At 59.3% G+C, this 26,294-nt stretch carries 21 protein-coding genes; 12 read left to right on the top strand and 9 right to left on the bottom strand.

Translation table 11 applies throughout. The annotated features are described in order from the left end of the window. Positions 1–19 precede the first annotated feature (19 nt). Positions 20–439: an ATP-binding protein gene (locus tag FHT97_RS14460; protein WP_246712636.1), complete on the bottom strand. Its 420-nt coding sequence runs from the start codon at positions 437–439 to the stop codon at positions 20–22. A 10-nt stretch (positions 440–449) separates the two neighbouring features. Continuing rightward, positions 450–1,007, bottom strand: a complete 558-nt coding sequence (locus tag FHT97_RS14455) for a TetR/AcrR family transcriptional regulator (RefSeq protein ID WP_183863098.1) — start codon at positions 1,005–1,007, stop codon at positions 450–452. A gap of 774 nt (positions 1,008–1,781) precedes the next feature. Here FHT97_RS14455 and FHT97_RS14450 point away from each other — a divergent pair. The 12 genes from FHT97_RS14450 to FHT97_RS14395 all read left to right on the top strand — a co-directional run bounded on the left by FHT97_RS14450 (position 1,782) and on the right by FHT97_RS14395 (position 17,124). Further along, a complete protein-coding gene (locus tag FHT97_RS14450) occupies positions 1,782–2,153 on the top strand; it encodes a response regulator (RefSeq protein WP_183757684.1) in 372 nt (123 codons plus the stop codon). A gap of 218 nt (positions 2,154–2,371) precedes the next feature. After that, positions 2,372–3,556, top strand: a complete 1,185-nt coding sequence (locus tag FHT97_RS14445) for an adenylate/guanylate cyclase domain-containing protein (protein WP_183863096.1) — start codon at positions 2,372–2,374, stop codon at positions 3,554–3,556. 168 nt (positions 3,557–3,724) lie between these two features. Beyond that, positions 3,725–4,699, top strand: a complete 975-nt coding sequence (locus FHT97_RS14440; protein WP_183863094.1) for an alpha/beta hydrolase — start codon at positions 3,725–3,727, stop codon at positions 4,697–4,699. A gap of 328 nt (positions 4,700–5,027) precedes the next feature. Then, positions 5,028–5,474, top strand: coding sequence for a hypothetical protein (locus FHT97_RS14435; protein ID WP_183863092.1), 447 nt, complete (start codon positions 5,028–5,030; stop codon positions 5,472–5,474). Between the two features lie 578 nt (positions 5,475–6,052). Then, entirely contained in the window at positions 6,053–9,352 is a 3,300-nt protein-coding gene (locus FHT97_RS14430) for an MASE1 domain-containing protein (RefSeq protein WP_183863090.1), read from the top strand. 339 nt (positions 9,353–9,691) lie between these two features. Then, entirely contained in the window at positions 9,692–10,765 is a 1,074-nt protein-coding gene (locus FHT97_RS14425) for a radical SAM protein (RefSeq protein ID WP_183863088.1), read from the top strand. Next, positions 10,762–12,063: a glycosyltransferase family 4 protein gene (locus FHT97_RS14420; RefSeq protein WP_183863085.1), complete on the top strand. Its 1,302-nt coding sequence runs from the start codon at positions 10,762–10,764 to the stop codon at positions 12,061–12,063. The genes FHT97_RS14425 and FHT97_RS14420 overlap by 4 nt, the downstream gene beginning before the upstream one ends. Positions 12,064–12,096: 33 nt before the next feature. Beyond that, positions 12,097–13,332 (top strand): FkbM family methyltransferase, encoded by a 1,236-nt coding sequence (locus FHT97_RS14415; RefSeq protein WP_246712648.1) that lies wholly within the window; start codon positions 12,097–12,099, stop codon positions 13,330–13,332. After that, positions 13,329–14,075: an FkbM family methyltransferase gene (locus FHT97_RS14410; protein WP_183863081.1), complete on the top strand. Its 747-nt coding sequence runs from the start codon at positions 13,329–13,331 to the stop codon at positions 14,073–14,075. Before FHT97_RS14415 ends, FHT97_RS14410 begins: the two co-directional genes overlap by 4 nt. Next, entirely contained in the window at positions 14,068–14,880 is an 813-nt protein-coding gene (locus FHT97_RS14405; protein ID WP_183863079.1) for a cephalosporin hydroxylase family protein, read from the top strand. The genes FHT97_RS14410 and FHT97_RS14405 overlap by 8 nt, the downstream gene beginning before the upstream one ends. A 107-nt stretch (positions 14,881–14,987) precedes the next feature. Next, on the top strand, positions 14,988–15,746 hold the full coding sequence (locus tag FHT97_RS14400) for a TylF/MycF/NovP-related O-methyltransferase (protein ID WP_183757669.1): 759 nt from the start codon (positions 14,988–14,990) through the stop codon (positions 15,744–15,746). A 127-nt stretch (positions 15,747–15,873) separates the two neighbouring features. After that, positions 15,874–17,124, top strand: a complete 1,251-nt coding sequence (locus tag FHT97_RS14395; RefSeq protein WP_183863077.1) for a glycosyltransferase family A protein — start codon at positions 15,874–15,876, stop codon at positions 17,122–17,124. Between the two features lie 372 nt (positions 17,125–17,496). Here the strand turns inward: FHT97_RS14395 and FHT97_RS14390 are convergent, their stop codons facing one another. The 7 genes from FHT97_RS14390 to FHT97_RS14360 form a co-directional block, all read right to left on the bottom strand. Continuing rightward, positions 17,497–19,116, bottom strand: a complete 1,620-nt coding sequence (locus tag FHT97_RS14390) for a GMC family oxidoreductase (RefSeq protein WP_210296714.1) — start codon at positions 19,114–19,116, stop codon at positions 17,497–17,499. Between the two features lie 2 nt (positions 19,117–19,118). Next, a complete protein-coding gene (locus FHT97_RS14385) occupies positions 19,119–20,648 on the bottom strand; it encodes an FGGY-family carbohydrate kinase (protein ID WP_183863074.1) in 1,530 nt (509 codons plus the stop codon). Positions 20,649–20,716: 68 nt separating this feature from the next. Next, the gene (locus FHT97_RS14380; RefSeq protein ID WP_183863072.1) at positions 20,717–21,559 is read right to left on the bottom strand and encodes a class I fructose-bisphosphate aldolase; all 843 of its coding nucleotides are present in this window, start codon (positions 21,557–21,559) and stop codon (positions 20,717–20,719) included. Further along, entirely contained in the window at positions 21,532–23,280 is a 1,749-nt protein-coding gene (locus FHT97_RS14375) for a glycerol-3-phosphate dehydrogenase/oxidase (protein WP_183863070.1), read from the bottom strand. Before FHT97_RS14375 ends, FHT97_RS14380 begins: the two co-directional genes overlap by 28 nt. A 12-nt stretch (positions 23,281–23,292) precedes the next feature. Next, positions 23,293–24,288: an aldo/keto reductase gene (locus FHT97_RS14370; protein ID WP_183863068.1), complete on the bottom strand. Its 996-nt coding sequence runs from the start codon at positions 24,286–24,288 to the stop codon at positions 23,293–23,295. After that, positions 24,285–25,292: a sugar-binding transcriptional regulator gene (locus FHT97_RS14365; protein WP_183863066.1), complete on the bottom strand. Its 1,008-nt coding sequence runs from the start codon at positions 25,290–25,292 to the stop codon at positions 24,285–24,287. The genes FHT97_RS14370 and FHT97_RS14365 overlap by 4 nt, the downstream gene beginning before the upstream one ends. Before the next feature lies 1 nt (position 25,293). Continuing rightward, positions 25,294–26,283: an ABC transporter permease gene (locus FHT97_RS14360; protein ID WP_183863064.1), complete on the bottom strand. Its 990-nt coding sequence runs from the start codon at positions 26,281–26,283 to the stop codon at positions 25,294–25,296. Positions 26,284–26,294 lie beyond the last annotated feature (11 nt).

The following is a 26,294-nucleotide window of genomic DNA, read 5'->3' as shown; positions in this document are numbered from 1 at the left end:
GTGAATGCAATTTGCTTCTTCATCGATTGTCCCTTGTCCGTGTCGGCGCCAGTGCACTGCTGTCCGCAACCTTGCCACCGTCGTTCGAAACCTCTCCGTCGGATATAGCGGGAAGTGTGACCAAATACCGTGCGCCTACGCCCGCTTCATTTTCGACGCTGATCGCTCCTTGGTGATCTGCCACGATGAAACGACATATGGCTAGGCCGATGCCAACGCCGTCCGCCTTCGTCGAGAAGAATCCGTCGAAGATCCGGCTTAGATGGTCGGAAGCTATGCCACCACCGGTGTCTTCCACACTCAGCATTGTCACTCCGTCCAAACCATACGATGTCTCAACAACGATTTGGCGCCGGTCGGTCCCGGCATGCGAGATGGCCTGAATACCGTTCAGCAGCACGTTCACGATGACTTGCTGAAGCTGAATGCGGTCGCCCAAGACGTTGGGGTCAGACGTTGGTATCTGGGCTACCAATAGCTCCATAGAGGAACGTCGCGACCGCTTGCCTCACCGCGAATGCGATCTCTTCATCGCTCGGCGGTCTACCACCGAGCAAAGCCACATAGTGGGTCGGCCCCCGGACAAGGGCTAGAAACTGCTCCGCAGCCGAGATTGCATCGCCAATCTTTTCCTGTGTCTCGAAGTAGTCCACCAGAAGCTGAGAAATGCGATTTGTTAAATGACGTAAAAAGCCTTCCCCCAGCTTCGGCAGGCGCGGCGCCTCCGAAATGACTGCGCGGAAAAGAGACAGCCCTTCTGGCGAGACAACAGTTCGCAGGTAACTCATTCCGAACTTTGTCAATGTTTCCTGCAGATCGCCGCTGTGCTTGACCCTTAGTTCTTCCACAGTGCGGTCCGAAACGCGCACGGCAACCGCAAAAAACAACTCGTCCTTGCTTGGGAAGTACTTATACAGGGTCCGCTTGGAGCCGCCGACGATCCCGATGACGTCATCCATCGACGTCCGGGAGAAGCCCTTCTCGAAAAACACCGTCGTCTGGTTCATAGTTGATCGCAAACGAAGTCTTTCTGAAATGGTAACGGTACTGTAGCGTACCGCCCCATGCGGCTCAATCGGGAAACGAACGAAATTGGAGAGGCGTCCCTATTCGAGACGACGTCGAAAGAGCCACGAAGCCGCACCTAACATCACGACGGCAATTGCAAAGAGGGGCAGCGTTTGCCGCAAAACCTCGGCCACTCCAGCTGTTCAATCGTGTTTGTGCCTTCGCTTCTGCTTTGCCGGGTCGAGACGTGCCGGTTCAGGACCGTCGCGGACCCTCTGTCGGGGGTGCTAGCGGTCGACTCAAACCTGAGTTGGGGGATTTTGTGCGTTCAGTGAGCGCAGAGATGAATCGGGTAACGAGTGGCGCGCACAGAGCCCCGCTCAGCGTTGAATCAAAGACTTTCGGTCCGCGACCAAACGTTCGTTTAATTGTATCGCCTTACCGGTCTGATACCATGAGATGTAACCGGAGTTCTCGTCATCGGGCGGAGAGGTGCCGCGATCTTGGCGGGAGCCTGAAATACCTTCGAGCGAAGAATGACGAGCACGCAGCAGCTGTCTTCGACAGATAGCGTTGGAACCGACGCTTGCGAACTAGAGGTCATAGGGTCGCCACAGCCTTTTGACCAAGGCGTGCGCATGAGCACCGTCTGGCTGATCTCACCGCCCGGAATGTTTGAAAGGCCGAGCGTCGTTATCCAGTGCTTTTAGAACGAAATTTTCTTTTAACCGCCGGGAACTGCCCCGGCCCACTCTTCTGAGGTTCCATGCTCCATGCAGGCCACGAAACAAACGACGATCGCCATCATAGACGATGATTGCGCTTTGCTGGAGGCACTCCGTGACCTCTTCGAAACCGTCGGCGTCTCCAGTCTGATTTACGGCTCGGCCGACGCCTTCTTGGACTCGGGCGACCTGTCCCGTGTGGACTGCGTGCTCGCCGATGTAAGAATGCCAGGGACCAGCGGCCTCGTGCTTCTCGATGCGGTGGTTCGGGCTGAAGGCCCTCCGGTTTGCATGATGTCGTCCTTTGCTGAGAGCACCATCAGGCAGCACGCGCTGTCGGCCGGCGCAGCGTTGTTTCTGGCGAAGCCTCTGAACTCGCAGGATCTGCTCGAGTTTGTTGCGCAAGCCACGTCGCGTTGAAGAAAGACAGCACGGACGTGTTTCTCGCGAGCGTCTCTGGCTGCCGCCATTGGCGCCTCCGGGCGCCGTGCAGTACCAAATGCAGACGTAAATACCCAGAACCGCGCGGCCGCTGGCGGTCCTGCCAAGATCCGCCCACCGATAACCGTTGAAATGGTATCAGTGCGAAGGTCAAGGTTTCGGTCGATGAGTTCAGACGCTCGATCGGGAGGAACAAGATGAGTCTTCTGAATAACCCCCGCCGCGATTCGCTCGTTCAGTGGTTGCTCGCTGGCGTTCGCGAGGAACGCGATATCGCGCAGATATTCATGCAGCTCTGCACTCGGCTCGTTGACTGTGGCGTCGCGCTCAGCCGGGCGAGCCTGCATATCCGCGTCTACCATCCGCAGTGGCTCGGGACGAGGATCATATGGGCCAGGGGGCAATCGAGACCGGATGTACAGATCGTGGGCTACGAAGTTGAGGCAACCGCTACCTTCCTCCAGAGCCCTTATCGCGTCGTCTTCAGCACAGGCTCGGAAATCCGTCAAAAGCTTCAGATCCACGGGCCGCACGCCTTTCCGCTGTACGAGGAGCTGCGCGAGCAGGGTCATTCTGAATATACCGGCTGGCCAATCGATCACACGCAGGGCAAGCGGCATCTCATTACATTTTCGACAGCCAGACCGAGTGGCTTCGATGATGGTGACATTGGATTTCTGCGCGAAATACTGCCCCTGTTTTCTTTGGTCAGCGAAATCCGGGTCAAGAATCAGCTGGCACGCACGTTACTTGAGACCTATGTCGGACCGCATGCCAGCGAGCAGATACTGGACGGGGCGACGACGCGCGGAAGCGGCGTGTCAATCAACGCGGCGATCATGATCTGCGATCTGCGCGGCTTCACCAAACTGTCGGACCGTCGTCCGCGCGATGAAGTCATCTCCATACTGAACCAGTATTTCGATGCCGTTGCCGGTCCGGTTGACCGGCATGGCGGAGAGATCCTGAAATTCATCGGCGACGGGCTGCTTGCCGTTTTTCCACTAGAACAGCCAAAAGCGTGCGAAAACCTCCTGCAAGCCGTTTACGACGCCCACGAAGCGATTGCGAAGGCTCAGGGGACCAGATTCGCGGATGAACTGCGCTACGGCACCGGCGTACACGTCGGCGAAGTAATGTATGGCAATATCGGCTCGCAGAAGAGGCTCGACTTTACCGTGATCGGACCGGCCGTGAACCTTGCTTCTCGTCTCGAAAATCTCACAAAGGAGCTCCAGCGCCCGGTCTTGATCTCGTCCGAGTTTGTCAAGTTGGCAAACTGTTCGGAGCGAACCGAGCGCATGGGACTCCACAATCTGAGGGGATTTGAAGAGCCGGTAGAAGTTCACGCGCTGCGCCTTCCAGCTCACACCTTTGTCTGATTTTTGAAGCGGCACGATGACTTCCACGTGCGCCAGACATCGATCCAAAACGTAAGTTTAGTTCCGCCAGCCTCCCGGGGCCGCTAGGTTGGTATCGCCGTTCGGCAACAGGATCAGCAGAAAACTCGACGATCTGCCGCGTAGAGACCACGCGGGACAGGAGACGATATGGATCGGAAATACACTGAAGCTACGCGTCGCGACGTTATGGCGGGCACCTTCAACCTTGCCGCCGCGGCGGTCGCATTTCAGACCTCTTCCACCGAAGCCATTGCCAAACCGACGACACCAAAAGGAACGCTTGAAATGACCACCGAATACGTCACCGCGAAGGATGGCACCAAAATCTTCTTCAAGGACTGGGGCCCGAAGGATGGCCAGCCCATCGTCTTTCATCACGGCTGGCCGCTCAGCGGCGATGACTGGGACAACCAGATGCTGTTCTTTCTCAGCAAGGGTTACCGGGTGATCGCCCATGATCGTCGTGGGCACGGTCGCTCAAGCCAGGTGAGCGACGGTCACGATATGGACCACTATGCTGCCGACGTGGCGGCTGTCGTGGAGCACCTCGATCTTCGCAATGCGATCCATGTCGGACATTCGACCGGTGGCGGTGAAGCGACACGATATGTTGCCCGTCATGGCAAGGGACGGGCCGCGAAACTTGTGCTGATCGGAGCGGTGCCACCCATCATGGTCAAGACGCCAGCCAATCCGGGCGGCTTGCCGATCGAAGTATTCGATGGTTTGCGTACGGCCCTTGCGGCCAACCGGTCTCAGTTCTACGTCGATCTTTCCAGCGGTCCGTTCTACGGCTTCAACCGTCCGGGTATACCGGTCCAACAGCCGGTGGTGCAGAATTGGTGGCGCCAGGGCATGATGGGCGGCGCAAAAGCGCACTACGAAGGCATCAAGGCATTTTCGGAAACGGATTTCACCGAAGACCTGAAGGTGATCGATGTACCGACCCTCGTTATGCATGGTGACGACGACCAGATCGTGCCGATTGCCGACTCCGCGCTTCTTTCGGCAAAGTTGCTGAAGACTGCGACGCTTAAGGTCTACAAAGGCTTGCCGCACGGCATGGCAACGACGCATGCGGATGTCATCAACGCCCACCTTCTCGCTTTTTTGAAGGCCTAGGAATCCAACGACGCGCCAGAGATATCATCCGCCATCGTGAAGATTTCGCACTCCAAAGGAGCAGGCCAAAAGAAATCTCCTCAGGATTGCGACAGTCTCCGGTTTCATTCGGAGGCTGTTTTTGTTTGCGCCGTCAGGTCGCGGAAAGGAATTCCAGCGCGATCGATGCTCCGCGGTGTTTCGCTCAACGGATGCGGAGTTGAACACGCGCGATGTTCGTCACCTCCCGTTTCAACAACGGGCACTTGGCACCCCCATACCTTCGTTTGGGAAGAAGCCGGTCGTCGCTGGTGCTAATTTTGGCAACAATTTTGTGTTGGAGGTCACAATGCAGGCAACCAGATATTTCGTCTATGGCATGGTCGGGTTCAACGCGCTGCTGTCGACCTGGCTGTGCATTCACATGCTCTACGACCCCGAAGGCTGGTACTATTTCGTCCCGGGCGTCACGGATACCGGGATGTTCAACCAGCATTTCATTCGAGATATCGGAATCATCCAGGGTTTCGTCGCGCTCGCCTTTGCGATCGGCCTCTGGAAGCCCGCCCGCCGCCTGGAGCTTTGGGCTGGCGGGACGCTGTGGCTAATCGCTCACGCCACCTTCCACTACTGGGAAGTGGCGGTTGGTATCTGCGGCCCCGCCGTGATCTTGCGGGACTTCCCGGCCGTTAGCCTTCCGGCAATCTTCGGTATTGTTGCAACGCTTTGGGCGGCTCGCCACGCGATTGGCTCCTCGGCGCAAAAAGGATCTCAGCAACCCTTGCAAGGTTATTGAGCATAGGTCGACATGCGGAGGGGATGCGCTGGCGAACCGTCGTAAGCACACTGACGGCTGTCGACCTACGCCCCAATCATGAAGATCGGCGTCAGCCGGTCGTGATGCTGGCGGGGAGTGCCGTTTGGGCTGGGCACGGGGGCAAACGGGTTCCGGTCCTGTGGTGGATATTGGTCGGGCAGTCGGCGGGAACGGGCAAGCGTTGTTGGCCGGCCATGCGCATTGATGCCTGACCGCGGCGGCGCTGGCGTTGAAGCCGAGCCCGAATACGAAACAAGATCTGAGGACTCTCGGTCTTGTTCTGGCAGAGAGCCCTGACTATGGGCGGTTTTGCCAACGCCCAGTGCATACGATGCTGGCCTCCGCCGCCGGTCAGGCGGCTTCCCGGCTCATGCGCCGCTCGGCCTGCTCGCTTGCATTGCTTTAGGCTGGCAACCGTTCGGTGCGATAGCGGACCAGGATGGTCGGGCGGCTCTTGGGCGTCAGCGCAGCCTTGAAGGCTGCGGCGACCGTCCTCAATGCGCAATCTGGACTGTCCGGAAAAAGGATCTCTCGCGCTGAACGAACTGGGCGACAATATGATCAGCGAACTTGAACAAAGCAGGTGGTCTCGCATTGGGTGGCACCGCCCGCGCTTCCTGCACATGGGGCTTTTCATAGCGGCTTACGTGTTGGGCGCTGGTTTCGCTCAGTTGCTCGCCGTCGTGCCCGGAACAGGCATCTCCATTTGGCCGCCGAGCGGTGTGTTCATCGCTACGCTTGTCGTTGCTACGCCGCCAAGCTGGCCCTGGTGGGTGCTGGCGGGCCTCCTGGCCGAACTGACCTGCAACCTCCTGTGGTTCCACAATCAGTTGCCAGTCGCCGTGCTGATCAATGCCGGCAACGCACTCGAGGCAGTACTCGGCGCATGGCTAATCCAGCGGACCTGCAGGCGTCCGGTTCGGCTGGAAACCTTGCGCGAGGTTGTCGTGTTGGCCTTGGTGGGCGCTGGAATTGCGCCCATTGTCAGCGCGACCGTGGGAAGTGCGACTCTCGCGTGGTTTGGCATGCAGTCCTTCACGGGGGCCTGGCCATTGTTCTGGATCGGAGACGCCACCGGGGTGCTGATCGTCGCACCGCTAGCTCTGGTTCTAGTCCAGAACTGGCGTCGTGAGAACCCGATCTCGGCAGCTCCGCGATGGATCGAAGCTTGCGCCGTCGGCTTGATCTTTCTGGTTGTCGCCGCCTTTTCCTTGAGCAGCTACCTGCCCTTCGCCTACCTCATCATGCCGCCTCTACTTTGGGCCGCTGTGCGTTTTGAGTTTAAGGGTGCGGTCATCGCCTTGGCTCTCCTCGCTCTGATCACGGCAGCATTCACGATCACCGGCGTCAGTCAGTTTGCCGGCGATCCCGAATCCCAGCATCAAAAGCAGATCATGCTGCAGCTGTTTTTGGCGATTTCGGCCCTTTCGGCGCTCGTCGTGGCGGCAATATCCCGGCAGCACCATACCGCGTTGGCGACATTGCGTGAAAGCGAGAGGCAGCTATCGCAGCTCATCGACATGGTTCCCATCCACCTTTGGCGGCTGAGCCCGAACGGAGAACCAGTCTTCTTCAATAGGCGCATGGTCGACTATGTCGGCATGGACGTAGAAGACACAGATAGGCCCGGCATGAGCCGACTGGAAGCGTTCACAGAGACCGTGCATCCGGACGATGCGGCTCAGGTTAGGGAGAGTCTGCGACGCTGCCTCGCCACCGGCGACAGTTTCGCTCTGCAATGCCGCTTGCGGCGTGCCGATGGTGTTTATCGCTGGATGTCGAGCCGGGCAGAGCCGATGCGGGACGACGGTGGACGCATCGTCCAGTGGTACGGCCTCTGTCACGATATCGACGATCAGACGCACGCGGAAGACGCGCTGCGGCGAAGCGAGCGGCAGTTGCAGCAGATGATCGACACCGTGCCTGCCATGATCTGGTGCATGACACCGGAAGGAACACCCTGTTACCTCAACAAGCGAACAACGGATATCACCGGCATTACTTTGAAGGATATGGTCGCGCCTGATGGCGCGCGATATTTGGCCGTCGTCCATCCGGATGAGCGGGATGGGGTGGATAGGACCTTGGCGCACGCAATCGCGACGGGGACTTCTTTCACGGCGAGGTACCGTCAGCGCCGCTCCGGTACCTGCCATCGGTGGGTCGAGAGCCGTGCCGAGCCCCTGCGCGATGACTCAGGCAAGATCGTCCAATGGTACGGCGTGAGCGTCGACATCGACGATGAGATGCGCACCCAGGAAGCCCTGCGCGAGCGCGAGCGCGAACTCTCGCAACTGGTGGACATGGTGCCCAGCCTCCTGTGGCGGCTGGACCCCGAAGGGCGGACGACCTTCTTCAACAAGCGTATCGGGGATTTTTTCGGCCCGGGGATACCAGACCTCGACAACCCGGAAGGGAACCGACTGCCTACGATTATCGAGGCTATTGCGCATCCCGATGATGTCGCGGGTCTGAAGGAGGCGCTCGGCCGCTGCCTCGCTACAGGCGAGCATTTCTCCATGAAGTATCGCATGCGGTACGCGGATGGCGTCTATCGCTGGGTGGATGGTCGTGCCGAGCCGCTGCGGGACCCAAGCGGGCGCATCACCCAGTGGTTTGGCCTCTCCCACGACATCGATGACCAGGTGCGCGCCCAGGAGGCGTTGCGCCAAAGCGAGCAGCTTTATCGCGCTGTGTTCCATTACACACCTATTCCTCTTTGGCGGGTGAATACTTCCCGCCTCGATGAGCTATTGAATCAGGTGCGCTCGCAGGGCGTAACGGACCTCGGCCGGTACATGAACGAGCATCCCGACTTCCTGAAGGAGGCCATGGACCTCACTGTGATCGAAGAAGTCAATCGGAGCGCCATCGAGCTCTTCGGCGCCAAGCACGACATCGACCTGACGGGGCCGATCACCCCGTATTGGCAGGCGCCATCCGATAGGGTGAGGCGGAGTTTCGAAGCACGCTTCCGTGGCGAGCAGTCTCACGCCGAGCATGCAAAGTTCACGACCTATGACGGACGCGCGCTCGAAGGTCTCCACACCACGGTATTCCCGTCGGCCCTCGCCAGCCTCGGCATCAGCATCGGCAGTTTTCTCGACGCTACGGATCGCATCAAGGCGCAGGAGGATCTGCGGATGGCTCACGAGAACATGGCGCGCGCGAGCCAGGCCGCTAGCCTTGCCGAACTTTCGGCATCCATTGCCCATGAAGTCGGTCAGCCGCTGGCGGCCTTGGTATCCAGTTCGGACGCCTGCCAGCGCTGGCTCACCGCGAACCCACCCAATATGGAGCGCGCCCGGATGGCTCTGGAGCGCATCATGCGTAGCGCCAACTCCGCAGGCAATGTCGTGACCCGCATTCGCGCGCTGTTCAAACAATCCGTGGAGACCCGCAGCCTTACGGACCTTGAAGGGGTCATCGCGGAGGCGCGCGACCTTTTAGCCGAGGAAGCTTCGAGACGTCACGTCCGTCTGCTCGTCGAAGTCGAAGACGGCCTCCCGCGCGTCGCGGTCGATCGCGTCCAGCTCCAGCAGGTTCTGATCAATCTGATGCGCAACGGCATGGAGGCGATGGACATGACGACAGGCGATCGAGTCCTTAGCGTGCGTTTGCGCCGCATGAAGGGCGTCGTGCAGACCGAGATCAGCGATCACGGCCCTGGCGTCGAATTTCCCGAGAGGATCTTCCAGCCGTTCTTCACGACGAAGGAACAGGGAATGGGCATGGGACTGGCGATCTGTCGTTCGATCGTCGAATCGCATGGCGGACGGCTATGGGCGGAGGACAACAAGCCGTTCGGCGCTACATTCATCTTCACATTGCCGATCGAAGTGAACCTGGAACTGTGAGGACAAGATGCTTCAATCTGGTCTGAGGGCCGAACGGGATCGCGTCCCGCGACTTTCTCGACGACCGCTCGCCGGTCGCACATCGGACGCGGGCAACCAACCACCTAATATGGCCGTGCCAGCCTGAGACTACCGTCTGTCCTCAGCCACCGCTGCCGCGAGCGCGGTCAGCTTGGCGCAACCAACGTTTGATTGAGTTGAGCCGTGATATCCAGCCGTTGTGAGCGGTTTGCGGGTGCTGGCGTGGGAATATCGGGGGCCAAACCAAGGCCGGCCAATATCGTCCTGTCGTCGTGCGCGCCTGCAGCCTTTCAACGCCGGAGAGACCGGAGACGTTTAATGAAGGCGCAGCTTAAGCCCAGAATCAATCTCGATGATCGTACTGCGTTGGAGACGGTTATACCCCTCGACACGCCCTTCATCGTCTTTGTTGATCCGGCCAGTTCTTGCAACTTTAAGTGCACATTCTGTCCGACGGGACACCGCGACCTGATCGCCGATACCGGCCGCTTTCAAGGCGCGATGAAGTATGAGGTTTTTCAGAAAGTCGTCGACAATCTTGGCGAGTTTCCACAAAAAATCAAAGTCCTAAGGATGTACAAGGATGGTGAGCCGCTTCTGAACAAGCGCTTCGCTGACATGGTTGCCTACGCAAAGCAAAGCGGACATGCAGACTATATCGATTCAACGACGAACGGCACTTTCATCACCCCAGAGCGAATGGGGCCGATTATTGAAGCTGGATTGGATAAGCTCAACATCTCCGTGGATGGAATGACGCGAGAGCAGTACATCCAGTTTACAGGGTTCAAGTTCGATTTCGACGCTTTCGTGAAGAACGTCAAATGGCTCTATGCCAACAAGGGAAACATGGAGATCTCCATCAAGATCCCTGGAGAACTGATCACCCAAGCCCAAAGGCAAGAGTTCTTCGATACGTTCGGCGATCATTGTGACCGCATCTTCATTGAGAATTTTGCACCGTGCTGGCCGGAATTCGATATCGAAAAGCATACGGGTGTCAAAATCACCGGCGGCATCTACCAGCAGGAGATCGGCAATACCGACACCTGTCCCTACATTTTCTACGGCTATTCCGTAAACGCCGACGGCCTCGTCAGCTCATGCTTCCTTGATTGGGGACGAAAACTCATCATCGGTGACGTCCGAAAGCAGACGATGAGGGAGATATGGAACTCGGACACCATGAATGCCCTGCGACTGCAACATCTGGAGGGGCGTCGATGTGAAAACGGTACCTGCGGCAATTGTGGCCAGTTGACCCATTGCCTCCCCGACAACATCGACGCGTTTCGCCCGATGCTACTCGAGAAATTCAAGTCTGCTGTGACCATGGATCCCGGCGCTCAGGCTCCCGGCGGCCGCAGACTTGCAGTCGAGGCGGCCGAATGAACATTCTACACATTGCGGCTCATCTCGGAGGTGGAGTGGGCAAAGCGCACAGCAGCCTGTGCAGCGTTGATCCAACTTCCATCAAGCGAACCTACCTTCTACTCGAGGCTCCCCGCGACCTCCGCCATGTCGACTTGCTTAAGCAAGTCGGCGCCGATGTTGTGGTCGCACCGGATCGCAAAACCATATCGTCGATGGCGGCAAAGGCGGATATCGTTCAGGTCGAATGGTGGAACCATCCGAGATTGTACGAATGCCTGTGCGAAACCGCCTGGCCGAAGATGCGGACACTGTTTTGGTCGCACATCTCGGGTATTGCGGCTCCTTATCTGCCGACTGGGCTTCTGACCGGTGACGATCGATTCGTGTTTTCGTCGGAGTGCTCATTCGCTGCGCCTAACGTCGCAACGCTTCCTCCCGCGACAAGAAACAGATTTGGTGTCGTCAACAGCGGCTTTGGCCTTCCACCTCGGACAGTTGACGGTGTACGGCGAAACGGCAATTCCATCAGCTACCTGGGGACAGTCGATTTCGCCAAGATGAGCCCGGATATCTTTCGTGTCGCCGACGAGGCGGCCACGTCAGAGGCACCGGTCCGTCTATGGGGCGAAGTCAGCCCATTGAGCGAAGTCGTTCATACGGCGGCTGCCATGAAGGACCCGCGACGCGTCCGCTTTATGGGTCATACTGACAATCCGGCGGATGTCTTCGCGCAAACCAGCATCTTTCTCTACTTGCTGCAGACGGAACATCTTGGGACGGCGGAAAACGCCCTGACCGAGGCAATGTCATCGGGGTGTGTGCCGGTCGTGTTTAACAATCCCGCGGAAGCGGCCATCGTCGAAGATGGTCGAACAGGATTTATCGTGAGCAGCATCGCGGAGGCCACGGAACGGCTTCGCTGGATGATGCGAAATCCGGAAGCTGTCGCAGAAATGGGCAGGAAAGCAGCTGACCATATAGCCACGACGCGGACGCCCGTTTCTAGCGCCATGGCGTTTGAGAAAATTTACGCTGACCTTCTGCAGGTCGAAAAGCGGCGCACTGATTTCCGCAGCAGGCTTGGCAATACAGCCGCTGAATGGTTCTTGTCGACCAAGACCCTGGCCACTGCAACGCTCGAAAAGCTCGATCTTCGGACGGGTGGGCGTGCAGCAAAGGGAACGATTGATCATTTTCTCACCTGCTTTCCCGAAGACACGTCGCTGCTCTCGCTGGTTGCCGAACCGATGGACGAAGATTGGTCACGGGATCGTTTCAATTGCCTTTCTCGAGACCGTGAGTGTGTGGTCGCGTGACCAGGAAAGAAGGATGAAGGTCACGTGACGGCAATGTTTCATCACCAAGGAGCGAGATCGCAAGAGGTCGCACAAGCGTCTGCCGCGCACGGCGCGCTTCACTTTCCTGCACTGCCGGACGGGTTGGCTGCACAAGAGCTTCTGCGTCGAATTAATGATGCCACCTGCCGCTTTTCAGCGCGCCCGCTGCGCGATCCACTGGTGCTCTACGGCGCCGGCGACATGGGACGCCTTGCGCGTGATTACCTTCGCTCAATAGGGCATGACTTTGCGTTCGTCGTCGACAGGAATGCAGTCGCACTTCGTAACGACGCGTTTTGGGCAGACGTGCAGGTTCTTCACCCGTCCGAGGTGCCTAACGACATGATGCGCTCGGCGCTGCTGGCGGTCAGCATCGCCACGACGCCCTTCGTTCCTTTGGAAACGGCTTTGCGTGAAGCGGGCTGGCATGACGTTGTGCCGTTTTACGATATCGCCGAGAGCTACCGGGAGCAGCATCCCCTCTCGAACGGTTGGTTCGCCGAAAAGCTGACATCGGAAGAATTCGCCACGACAACGAAAGTCCTGCTGGGATGGGAGGATGATCTTTCGCGTGCCCACCACCTGCAATTTCTGGCATGGCGACGTCTACGCGATGAATGGACCTTTGAAGGCGCACCGGTCACCGGCGACGATCGTTTCTTCATTCCGGAGATACGGCATTGCTTGAATGCAGTGTCGGTCTTTGTCGATGGCGGCGCGCATGACGGAAGCATTACTGCGAAGCTGATCGCCAACGCCGGGCCTCGTCAGGCCGCTATCGTTGCAATCGAGCCGGATGCGAAGAATGCCGCCGCCTTCAGCAGAAGGCTTGCATCTCTGGACGCCAAGGGCGCCGGCGATGTGACGCTGCTGCCATATGCACTTGATTCAATGGAGCATGAACGCTGCTTCCACAACGGGCTCGGATACGCCTCCCAACTATCCGATACGGGTCGAGAGCATGTTCGGACTGTAACGCTGGATAGTTTGGCTCTCTCCCCCGGCTTTCTAAAGCTGCACCTAGAAGGGGCGGAACTGAACGCCCTTATGGGTGCATCCGAAACGCTGCAGCGGCATCGGCCCATCGTTGCCGTCACAACCTACCACAACAGCGACGGTCTATGGCGCACCCCTGAGTATTTGATGGAGCAGCTTCCGGCGTACCGCTTCTTTATGCGGCTTCATAGCTGGTGTGGCACCGGAGCGGTCGTCTATGCAGTTCCTCAGGAAAAAGTCCGTATCCAATGAAACACTTCGCAAGCGGCAGCCAACTCGTCTTCGATCTCGGGATGAACAACGGTGACGACACGGACTACTATCTGAAACGCGGCTTCCGCGTGGTCTCGCTTGAAGCCAACCCGGAGCTTTGCGAAAGGGCCGCCAGGCGTTTCGAGATGGAACTGAACGACGGGCGACTGACCATTGTTCACGCGGCAATCTTTGAGCGTTCAGGCGAAGCGGTCTTCCACATTAACCTCGAAAACGATCATTGGAGCAGCATTGATATCGGTTGGGCTGGGCGCAACGACGGCAATTGCCGTGAGATCACCGTTCGCTGCGTGACTTTGTCGGAGTTGTTCGCCACGTACGGCGTACCCTTGTATCTAAAGATCGATGTCGAGGGCGTCGACCACGTGGTCCTCGATCAATTGAAGGAACTCCCGAGCCTCCCTTTGTACGTCAGCGTCGAGGATTGTCGTTTCGGCTTCCAGTATCTGGAGACGCTCGCTGCATGCGGCTACGACGGTTTCAAGTTGCTCGATCAATCGACCGTTCCGTCGCTGCGCGATAGCTCGCTTGGCCACAATTTTCCGGTGGGTTCGTCTGGGCCGTTCGGCGATGACGTTCCTGGCGCATGGTCATCGTACGGCTCTGTTGTCGATAGCTATTCGCACACTGTCCGCGACTTCAATGGAAACAGACTAGCCCCGCGCACGCAGTGGTGGGACATCCACTGCACGCGTACGCCCCAAGAGAAGCATCATGACTGAAGATCAGAAATTTGCGGCATACGTCGCCGGCAACATCGAGAGTGCGAGTAAGGATGCAGGCTTCATCGGCCTCTCACAAGTGTGGGTCCGCGAATGCATCCGTCACAACTACGTTCAGAACTTCACGTGGTTGGGCCGCCCGATCATCCAGGTGCCGCAGGATATTTATGCCATACAGGAACTGATCTGGGCATGCCGGCCTGACCTCATCATCGAGACAGGCATCGCACATGGCGGATCGCTCGTCATGAGCGCGTCGATGCTCGCCATGCTCGACTATTGTGACGCCATTGCCGATGGGCGTGTTCTCGATCCCAAGGCGAGCCGCCGCAAGGTCGTCGCTGTCGACATCGATATCCGAAAACACAACCGCGCGGGAATAGAGAGTCATCCGCTCGCTCATAAGATCGTCACGATTGAAGGCTCGTCGACCGCACCGGACGTCTTTTCCCAGGTAGCTGCGCACGCGAAAGGCTACGAACGGGTCATGGTCTTTCTGGACTCCAACCACACGCATGACCACGTCCTCGCTGAATTGGAGCTTTATGCGCCGTTGACGTCAAAGGGATCCTATTGCGTCGTGTGGGACACTGGTGTCGAGGATCTGCCCGAAGATATGTGCGGCGATCGACCTTGGGGCAAAGGAAACAACCCAAAGACCGCCGTCAGGGCGTATCTCGAACTCCTGTCATCTGAAGGACGGACCGGTTCGGAGGGTGGAAAGCTGTCATTCGAAACCGACAAGATCATCGAGAACAAGATCATGATTACGGCATCGGCTGACGGATTCTTGCGCCGCATTTAAACGCTGCCCACAGGCAGAAAGCGCTCTATCCGTTTGTCACCGTGCAGCACCTCCGCTTCGAAAGTAACGACGTTTTGAAGCGATCCCGTAACGAGCAGGAAAACTGAATGGCTACCGATACTTTTTACTATCCTTCCGGCGGCGAGAGCGTGTTCTTCTCGAAGCTTGATGAACTCGCAAAGAGATGGCCGCATGAAATTCGGCATTACCTGGATCTGTTCCCGGTCTATGCGAGCCGCCGTTCTTTCATTCGCCAGCTTGCCCACTATGAGCTTTTCAAGCTCACTGTAGATCTGCCCGGACACTATGCAGATTTCGGCGTCTATTTCGGCAAGTCGTTCTTCAGCTGGCATAAATTCCTCGAGACGTTTACACCAACGGCCACGCATAAGAAGGTCATCGGTTTCGATACGTTCGATGGCTTTCCCACGCTTGCAAGCGAAGACGGTGCGGTTGATGCGAACATCCAGAAGGAAGTCGGCGGCCTTAGCTCCGGCAGCTTCCTGGAGGAATTCCAGGCGCTGCTCAAGCTCCACAACGAAGATGGAGTGATCCCCAGCAATCGTGGCTCGATCGTCAAGGGCGATATCTGCAAGACCTTGCCTCGCTGGCTCGAAGAAAATCCCGAAGCTCGCTTCTGTCTGCTCAATCTCGACGTCGACATCTATGAGCCGACGCGCATCATCCTCGAGCAATGCTGGGACCGCTTGGTGCCCGGCGGCGTGCTGATCCTCGATGAATATGCGACAAGCAAGTGGCCAGGCGAAACGCTCGCTTGGGATGAATTCGCGCGCAACAGGAAGATCGACAAACCCTTATCAAGATTCCCCTGGGCAAACGCACCGGGAGCATGGGTGGTCAAGTGACGTCGACAGGGAACGCCGGGCACTAGATCTCACGTCTGGTCGTCCACGTGGACGCCACCTTGGATGAGCGGCCAAAGGGCTAAGCAGGACAGCGCTGAGCGCGCGAATACGACAGCGGAACGCAGCAATGGAAAAAAAGACGAAGTTAAGCATTTGCATACCGACGTACAATCGCGCGGCCTTCCTACGCTTTCTGCTGACCACTTTCGTAGAACAGAAAGTTATCGATTTTCCGTATGAAATCGTCATCTCGGACAACGCTTCTACCGACGACACGGCGACGGTCGTCGAGGAGTTTCTCCTTCAGGGCTTGCCGATCAAGTATTGCCGGCGTGACGTAGATGGCGGAGGTTGGCCCAACCTCGCAAACGCCTATCAGCAAGCGGTCGGAGAGTACGCACTCTATCTTGCCGACGACGATCTTCTGAATTTCCAGAACCTGCGGGCGGCCATCGTCTACCTCAACATCAATCCCGAAACGGTCGCCTGTTATGCCCCGTGGACGATGTACGATGCCATTGATCAGGTCGATCTTAGTCTGTTCTACACCATTGAAAAGAATCGCAAATTCTCTCGCCGAAGCTTCAGCGACGTCTTCGACTTCATGACAAAGCGGCACATTTTTCCTGAAATCGCTATCTATAGAACGTCGGCCTTGAGGTCGGCCTTCGTGCCGAAAGACTTTTGCTTCTGGGCATTCTCCCATCTTGCCCATTTGCTCGATGTCGGCGCAGTCGCTTTTCTCGACAAGCCTTTCTATCGATCCGTCGTGCGGACCGCTGTCGTGCGGGACCGTGCGCAGGCCGGTAACGACGAGGCAATGACAGGATGGGACCGCTATCGGGGTGGCCTCGAATACTTTCTCTATTTGGGCTCAAAACGGGGCCAGATTGACCTCTCGCCAGCAAAATCGACGCAATACGAGGAGGCGTGCAAGGTCTTTACAATGCGACGAATGTCGGTGGCATTGCGCATGTGGTTCGAACGAGGCGAATATATCAAGGCTTACGAGATTTTTGCGCGAATGTGCTATGGGGGCGGCAGCCAACATCCCGAGATCCAAGGCCTCCGTGAGAGGCTGCCCCTGATGGTGGCGGTTCAAACGTTGGCACAAAAAGTGAATGCCGCGTCGAGCCTGAAGTACCTGATCCTTGATCAGGTCTCGTCCGTCGACTCGCTCGCAAGCCTTCTTCTCGAGGTTGGCCTCAACAATAACATCACGATACTTCCGGCGCCAACCGAGCACACCCCCGAAATAACGTCCGCAGCAGCAGTATTTACGTCAAGTGCTGCTGGGCGCGACACTTTCCTGGACAACGGATACAGGCCAAACATGGTCTTTTGCGAAAGCGATATGGTGTCGTCGGTGGTGACTTAGTCTGCAGGCGAGCTGCATATCGTTTTCGGCCCGAATATTGCGTTACCTTAACGCTTGGCAGGCGCCGCAAAGACGAGCGATACGGCAGGCGGGCGGCGAGCCTTCGTTGCGTCGGGCCCGTCAAGGCCGTCTTTTGAACCTTGATGGAGCGCCGCTGCGGCGATTAGCATAAACGTAAGAAGCCCGCATAAAGCGGGCTTGGCATAGGGAAGTTTGGTTGCGGCGCCTGATCACACAGCGACTTACAAAAAAGCCTGCATCGCGACAGATGTGTGCGGGGCGTTGACCATTGGCACAGTGCTGAACTTGAACATCTCGGGCACTGGTAGATGCTCCTGAATGTCTAGGCGGATGGAAGAAAGCATCGTCCAGCTATTGCATCCTCAGCGCCATCTCCGCTGCCTTTTCCGCGATCATGATCACCGGGGAGTTCGTATTGCCGGACACAATCGTCGGCATGATCGAGGCATCAACAACGCGCAGCTTCTCAAGCCCATGCACGCGCAGATTTGCATCCACCACCGCCATCGGATCGCTTCCCATCCTGCAGGTGCCGACAGGGTGAAAAATCGTGGTCGCGATATCACCGGCACGATGGATCAACTCGTCATCGCTCTGATATTGCCGGCCCGGCAGCATCTCCTGCGGTCGAAAACGGGAGATAGCCTTCGTTTCCATAAGGCTGCGCGCGTGGCGGATAGAATTTGCCGCCAGCAGCCGGTCGCCCGCGGTCGACAGATAGTTGGGACGGATTTCAGGGGCGACCGAGGCATCACGAGTCGTCATGTGCACCGCGCCGCGACTTTCCGGCCGGAGGTTGCAGACAGAGACAGTTACGGCAGGATAACGATGAAGCGGTTCACCGAGACGGTCGGTGCTGAGCGGCTGTACGTGATATTCGAGATCGGCCGTCGCAACTGCCGGATCGCTTCTGGCGAAAATGCCGAGTTGGCTCGGCGCCATCGACAAGGGACCGGAGCGGCTGATTGCATATTGCAGGCCCATGCCGGCCCGGCTGAAGAGGTTGTGATAGAGCTGGTTCAGCGTGCGTGCGCCCTCGACCTGGAAGACGGTGCGGATTTGCAGATGGTCCTGCAGATTTTCGCCAACGCCTTGAAGATCGTGCAAGACAGGAATGTCGAGCGCCGAAAGAACATCCGGCCGGCCGACCCCCGAGAGCTCCAGAATTTTCGGCGAGTTGATCGCCCCGGCCGAGAGCACGACCTCGCGTGACGCCCGCGCAACACAGGATCGGCCCTTCCGGCGGAAACGCACGCCCGTTACCATCTTCCCGTCAAATTCCAGCCGCTCGGTTTCGGCGCCCGTCAGCACGCGCAAATTCCGGCGCTTCATCGCCGGCCGCAGGAAGGCTTTCGTCGTGTTCCACCGTAGCCCGCCCTTTTGATTGACCTCGAAATAGCCGGACCCTTCGTTGTCGCCGTCGTTGAAATCGTCGGTCTTTCGGATACCCAGTTCTTCCGCGGCATCGCGAAACGCATCGAGAATCGGCCAGGACAGCCGCTGGCGCTCGACGCGCCATTCGCCGCCCGCGCCGTGCATGACCGATCTGCCGCGATAATTGTCTTCCGACTTCAGAAAATACGGCAGCACGTCATCCCAGCCCCAGCCGGCGTTGCCCGCCTGCCGCCAGCCATCGTAATCGGCCGCCTGCCCCCGCATGTAGATCATGCCGTTGATGGAGGAGCAGCCCCCGAGCACCTTGCCGCGCGGATAGTTGAGGACGCGGCCGTTGAGGCCTTTTTCAGCGGCCGTCTTCATCATCCAGTCGGTGCGCGGATTGCCCATGCAATAGAGATAACCGATCGGCACATGCACCCAATGATACCGATCCGAGCCGCCGGCTTCGAGCAGCAGCACCCGGTTTTTCGGATCGGCCGAGAGCCGGTTTGCCAGTACGCAACCAGCCGACCCCGCGCCAACGACGATGAAATCGTAGCTGCCTTCATCCACGGGCATTTCATTCATGGGCATGGTCACGCTGCAACTCCTGTCGCGGGACTTTGCGCTTCCGAAAGGCGCCGCCACAGCGGCGCCATCGCCTCAGCAATATCCTTGTAGAGCCCATAGCGACGGTCGTAGTGGGCCGACAGCGCGCCGTTCGGCTGATAATGCCGATCGTTGCGGACCATGGCGGTGGCCCCTTCGGTGAAATCGGCAAACAGGCCGACGCCCATCCCCGCCGCGATCGCAGCCCCGAGCGCCCCGGTTTCCCGCGAAACGGCGACGGTGACAGGAACGCCGAGGACATCGGCAAAGATCTGCGGCCAGAGCTTGCTGCGCGAGCCGCCGCCGGAGAGCACAGCCTCCTCGAAGGTTGCGCCCGCCTTGCGGATCGTCTCGATATGCTGGCGATGGCCGAAGGCGACGCCTTCCAGAAGCGCCCGGATCAGGTGCCCCTTGGTATGCCAGCCGGCCATGCCGTAGAAGCCGGCCCGCGCGTGGCCATCCTGCTGGGCGCCATAGAGATAGGGGTGATAGAGCGGATCGTCAGTCGCCGGCTTGACCGCGGCTGCAAGCGCGCAAGCCGCATCGAAGGGCGAGACGCTTTCCTCATGCTCCCCTTCGAAGAACTCTCGCACCAGCCATTCGAGATTGGCGGCCGACGTCGCGCTATTTTCCATCGCCATATAGCGGCTGCGATCGAAGGTGGAGGACATGAAGACAGGACCATTGAGATCGGGACCGTCGATGATCACCTGGTTGATGCTCCAGGTGCCGGCGATGATCGAGGCGCTGCCGGTGCGCGACACGCCCGAGCCGAGCGCCGAGGCCACGACGTCGAACAGCCCGCCGATGACAGGTGTGCCTGCCGCGAGCCCGGTTTCGGCCGCCACCTCTTCCGCCACATGTCCCGCGATATCGGCGCTTTCTATCAGCGGCGGCAGCATGTGCATGCTGTCTGCGAGGCCGTAGGCCGCCATCAGTGTCCTGTCATAGCGGCGGGCCGCAAGGTCGAGCAAGCCGGCTCCGGACATGTCGGAAACTTCGCTGACGCGGCTACCGGTCAGTCGGTTGACAACGAAATCCTTGGAGAGGAACACCGTGCCTATGCGCTGGAACATGTCCGGCCGGTGGCGCTTCAGCCAGGCAAGCAGCGTCGGCGTCTGGGAGGGCCAAGGGCGCTGGCGCGCGATCGGTGCTGTGCGGTCGCCGACCCCTTCCGCTGCCCATTCCTCGACAAGTCCGGTCGCGCGCGTATCGAGCGACTGGATACCGAGAAGCGGCTGACGATCGCGATCGAGCGCATAAAGACCATTGCCATGGCCAGCACAGCCGATCGCGGCGATATCCGTGGCAGCGATGCCGGCCTTGTCGAGGCAGGTGCGGATCACCCGTTTGGCATTGGCCCAGAGCTCGCCGAGATCGCGCTCCACGTGACCGGGGTACGGCATACGACTATGCCCCTCCTCCCCGGCGTAAGCCACCTCCCGGCCATTGAGATCAAAGATTACAGCCTTGATGACCGTGTTTCCGGCATCGAGCCCCAACAGATATTTTTCCATTCCGAACCCCTCCCAAGGTTCTGGTAGAGTCTTGCGTGATTCTGGCTGAAAACACAGGCCCAGCTCCATCACCCCTTCCGATAAAGTGCAAACGCCTCTTCGCCAGTCGCATTCTCGTGGATGATCGCCAGCAGGCCGCGCACGACGGCGCTCGGATTGGCATGCTGGTAGACATTGCGCCCATAGACCATGCCCACCGCACCCTGCCGCATCAAGGCGGCGGACTTGGCGAAGACGGCGGACAAGTCCTCCTTGCCGCCGCCGCGCACGAGAACCGGGCAGCGTGCCGCCTCGACCACGCGGTGAAAATCCTCCGGGTTGATCGTCGGGTCGGCCTTGACGATATCGGCACCCATCTCGCGGGCAAGCCGCGTCAGCGTCACGATCTTGTCGGCATCGCCATCGACCATGTAGCCGCCGTGCTCAGTCACCGGCTGCATCACAAGCGGCTCGATCATCAGCGGCATGCCGTATTTCTCGCAATCGGCGCGAACACGGGCAATGTTCTGGACGCATTGGCGGAAAAGATCAGGCTCATCCGGCAGCATGAACAGATTGACGACAACGCAGGCCGCATCCGCCTGCAGCGCGCCGATCAGCGGCTCGGCCTCGTTCTGCAACACGGCCCACATATCCCGGTGGCGGATGCGGTTATAGGGGTTGCCCATGTCGATGCGCATGACGAGTGCCGGCTTGTCCTTGCCGGGCAGGTCCTGCAACAGGTCGGCCTGACCATAGTTCATCTGGATCGCATCGGGCTTCGCGTCGACCAGCGCCTTCAGCACGGCGGGCATGTTCTCCAGCCCATCGAGGAAGGACGGCTCGTTGCAGACGCCATGATCGATCGCCACGTCCAGGCAACGGCCGTTGCCGAACAGCCGGTTCATCCGGACCTTGCGGTTGTCTCGCATAATTCACTCCTTTGTTCGTTCCTTGCGGAAAGGGCTTCCTCCGAAACGCCGTGACGGTCGTTCAGGAGGGTCAGAAAACGGGTTCGCTCCTCGGCGGCGCGCTGGGGCGGCCAGCTTTTTTCCACCGAGAGGATGGCGAGCACGGCGTCGGTCATGTCGAGCGAAAGTTCACCACTGATGGCGAGTGTTGTGCGCCGCAAGAGCAGGTCGTCCAGATGCTCCACGGCTTCGTGACGCATGAGATAGATGAACTCGCGGGTGCTGTAGCCGGCATGAGGCAGAAGATAGTCCGGTTCCAGCGCAATAAAGTGGGCGACCTCCTGCGCGTCCGTGCCATAGCGTTCAAAGAGCGTTTCCGTGCGATCGAGGGTGATGCCCGTCGCCTCAGCGAGCTGATGGACCCAGAGGTTCGGCTTGCCTGGAAAGCCGCGCCCACCCCCGAAGGTACGCTCGGCGGTATCAATGCGACGTTTTCGGCCGAGCCGTTCCAGCGTCATATCGGCTGCCAGTTCCCCAAAGGAACGGAAAGTGGTCCACTTGCCGCCAATCATGCAGAGGACCGGCGGCTCGCCGTCGCGGCCTTCAAGCATCGTGCAGAAATGATCGCGCGGAATACGGCCGGTGAAGCTGTCATTGCTTGCCGGCAGGGGCCGAACGCCAGCAAACTGGAAGACGATCTCCTCGGGCCGGATCGAAATGCCCGGCAGCACGAATGCCAGTGATTGTAGGATATAATCCCGCTCGTCTGCCTCGCAGCGCACCGTTTCGGGGTCATCCACCCGGATATCGGTGGAGCCGACCAGCACCTTTCCAAGATAGGGAAAGAGAATGCAGATGCGGCCGTCCTCGTTTTCATAATAGATCATGTGGCCGTCGAGCATGTCGCGCAGACCGGGATGGTCGATGATCAGATGTGACCCCTTGGTGCCGCCCATCAGCGGCGCGGAAGGAGCCTCTTGCGGAAAGAGCGTGTCATTGGCGATATCGATCCAGCCGCCGGTGGCGTTGATGACGAGGGATGGCTTGACTGTCAGCGTCTCGCCCGAAATCCCGTCACGCAGCAGAAAACCTCCGGCTGGAGCCTGCTCGATCGTCGCATAGTTCAGAGCGGAGGCATTCGTGTCGGTTGAGAGGCCGTCGCGTAAGATCTCGATACCGACGCGCTCTGGGTGGCTGACCCAGGCGTCGTAATAGGTAGCGGCGCTCCGGATCGCCGGGTTGAGCGCCGGCCATTTGGCAAGCGTGCTGCGGCGGCCGCGAAACTGGTGCTTCCGCATCAGGGCGCGCTTGCGTGTCAGAAAATCATAGATGCTGAGCCCCGCCTTGATGGCGATGGCGCCGCGGCGGCTCGGGCGGCGGGTGAGGCCGAGGAAACGCACGATGCCATTACCGAGACCCGAGAAAACGTCGAAGATCGGAACGGTGGTCGGCAGAGGTGCGACGTAATGGGGGGCGTTGCGCAACAACCGGTCGCGCTCGACCAGCGATTCCCGGACCAGGCTGAACTCGCCGTTTTCGAGATAGCGCAGCCCACCATGCACCATGCGCGAGAGCGCGGCGCTGGCACCGGAACAATAGTCGCCCTTCTCGACCAGCAGCACATTCACGCCCTGCAGCGCCAGCTCGCGAAAGACGCTGAGCCCGTTGATACCGCCGCCGAGGACGCACACGTCCACCTTCGGGCTCTTGCGGAGCCCGTCCAATGTCTCTTCACGGTTCATGATGACAGCCTGTTATCCGTCCATGTTAGCCAGTTTCGCGGCCAGCGCCGCGTCAATGGCCGAAAGATCGTCCGCAGAAAGCCTGAGCGTTCCGGCTCGTGCATTGTCGAGTGCTTGCGCCGGATTGCGTGCGCCACAGAGAGCAAAGGTGACGCCCGGCTGCGAAAGCGTCCAGGCGATCACCACCTGCGCGACGCTCGCCGCATGCCGCTCCGCTATCGGCCCGATCGCGTCGGAAAACGCCTTCGCCTTCTGCCGGTTGGCGACGGAGAAGCGCGGATTGCCCTTGCGCTGGTCGTCGCCTGCGAAGATGCGATCCGGTCCGATGGTGCTCGACAGCAGACCGAGCGCCAGCGAGGAGTAGCTGAGCGTCGAAATCCCGCTTTGAACAGTAAGTGGCAGCAGGTCCGCCTCGATTTCGCGATCGATCATACTGAACCGCTCCTGGATCGCATCGAGCGATCCAGTTTGAACATATTGCTGAAGCCCGGCCTTATCGACGTTGCTTGCGCCGATGGCACGGATCTTGCCAGCCGACTTCAACTCTTCAAGCGCCCGCACGGTCTCCTCGATCGGTGTCGTTACGTCCTGCCAGTGGGTGATGTAGAGGTCGATATAATCCGTGCCGAGCCGGCGCAGACTTTCCTCGACTTCGTGAATGATAGAGTCACGCCCGAGATAGCGGTGAACCGGCTTGCCATCCTGGTCGAAGAAATGCTTTCCCTTCTGTGTATGCCAGACGAGGCCGCACTTGGTGGCGATGACAGCCTTGTCGCGCCGGCGGGTGAGCGCCTTGCCAACGATCTCCTCAGAGCGGCCGAGGCCATAAGCCGGGGCCGTGTCGATGAGGGTCACGCCGGCATCAAGCGAGGCGTGGATGGCGGCGATGGATTGCGCCTCGTCGGTGCCGCCCCACATCCAACCGCCGATCGCCCACGTGCCCAGCCCTACGGCCGAGGCCCTGACGCCGGAGCGCCCGATCTCGCGGATCAACTGTTCGCCGCTCATGCCGAAAACCCTTCCCCGGATGCAATTTCAAGAATGCGCGCCCCGGTGGCCTCGTCAGTGACGAGCGTATCGAGATGGTTGCCGCGTAGGACGCTCAGGATCGAGCTGGCCTTGTTGAGGCCGCTTGCCACGCCGATCTTCGTCGGGATCGAGGCGAACTCTTCCAGCGTCAGCGAAACCAGCGCCCGGTTCAGGCTGTAATCGCAGACCCGGCCTTCGCCATCGAGCAGATGGGCGAGCAGTTCCGCACTCGCGCCGGAATGTTCAATGGCCTTGCGGTCCTCGCTCGAAGAAGGATGCAGATCGTAGTACGTCGAGTCTGCGCTGAGGATCGAGCCGATACCAACCACCGCGACCTTGGCTTCCCGCGCCCGCCGGAAGACATCCGCGACGGCGCGCATGTTGAGCAGCATGTCCCGCTGCACGGCATCATCGGCAAAGAGCGGCGCGTGGATCTGGTAGGAGCGTCCGCCGAGCCGGTCGGCCATCAGCGTCGAGACGTGGTTGACGTCGGTATAGTGCTTGCCCTGAACGCAGCCGGTCGCGGGGATCACCTCGACGTCGAAACGGCGGGCGGGCTGCAGGCCGGCGACGACTGCCCCGACACCCTTGCCGCCGGTGATGCAGATCGTGTCGCCATCGGCGATTTCCTCCAGCAGCAGCCGAGCCGCCGCTTCCCCAACCGCTTGCAACGCCGTCTGCGGATTGTCGGAGACTGTCGGCACCACCACGGCGCGGCGGATGCCGCCGAGCGAAAGCAGGCGTTCTTCCATGTCCACCAGCGGTTCGACCGGCGATTTGATCTTGATCTCGACAAGGCCGAGCTGGCGGCCGCGCTTGATCAGCCGGTTGACGGTGGCGTGCGAGATGCCGAGCTGGTCGGCGATCTGCGACTGCGTCAAACCTTCGAGGAAGTGCAGCACGAGCGCCTGGTGCATCTGGCGCGCGATGACGATTTCCTCGCGTGGCGCTGTGGTCTTGGGTTTCAGTTTGGCGATCGGCATATCAGACGGCCTTCCGCTTGTGCAGGAAATGATCGATGGAAACGGCGGCGAGCAGAATGCACCCCTTGATCATGTCCTGCCAATAGACGGAGACATCGAGCAGGATCAGCGACGAGGTGACGACCGAGAGCAGCGCAATGCCAAGGATGGCGCCGAAGATCGTGCCCGAGCCACCGTTCAGTGAAGCCCCGCCGATAACCGCCGCCGCGATGATATTCAGCTCCATGCCGACGCCGAAAGTGGGCGTCGCGGCACCGAAGCGGGACATATAGATGACACCTGCGACACCTGACAGCGTTGAGCAGAGAACCGTCACCCAGAACTTCACTTGGTTGGTGCGGATGCCGGAATAGAGTGCCGCCTTCTCGTTGCTGCCGGTGTAGAAGACCTTGCGGAAGGCAGTCGCCCGGCGCAGCAGGAAATCGAACAGGATGACCACAGCGACGAAGATCAGGATCACGTAGGGAACACCATAGAACGTGCCCTGCCCCACGGCCTTGAAACTTGCCGGCAGCGTGAAAAGCGAGAGCGGCGTGCCCTTGGTTATGATCAGGCAAAGCCCGCGTACGATCACCATGCCCGCAAGTGAGGTGATGAAGTGATTGAGCCCGACCACCGTCACGAAGAAGCCCATGATCGCCCCAATGAAACCGCTGGCGAGAATGCCGACTAGCGAGGACGTCCACGGGTCCAATCCGGCAAGGAACAGCGAGCCGGAGAGCACCATAGCAAAGCAGACCACCGAGCCGACGGCGAGATCGATACCGCCGACGATCAGGAGGATCGTCATGCCGACGACGACGATGCCCTCCACAGAAAAGCTCATCAGCATGGCGCGGAAATTGCCGAACGTGAGGAAGTGCGGAGAGGCAAAGCTCATGATCACACAGAGAGCTAGGATGATAGCGATCAGCCCCGCCTCGCGCATGGTGCCGATGCGTTTCCAATGCCCCGTTTTCGGCATGTCCGCCGCCATCGTGTCGATTGCCATTCCCGTCTCCC

Origin of the sequence: Rhizobium sp. BK399 (assembly GCF_014194695.1) — a bacterium.
Taxonomy (GTDB): Bacteria; Pseudomonadota; Alphaproteobacteria; order Rhizobiales; family Rhizobiaceae; genus Rhizobium.
The sequence above is the reverse complement of the archived record's forward strand: the minus strand, read 5'-3'. Positions and strand labels throughout refer to the sequence as shown.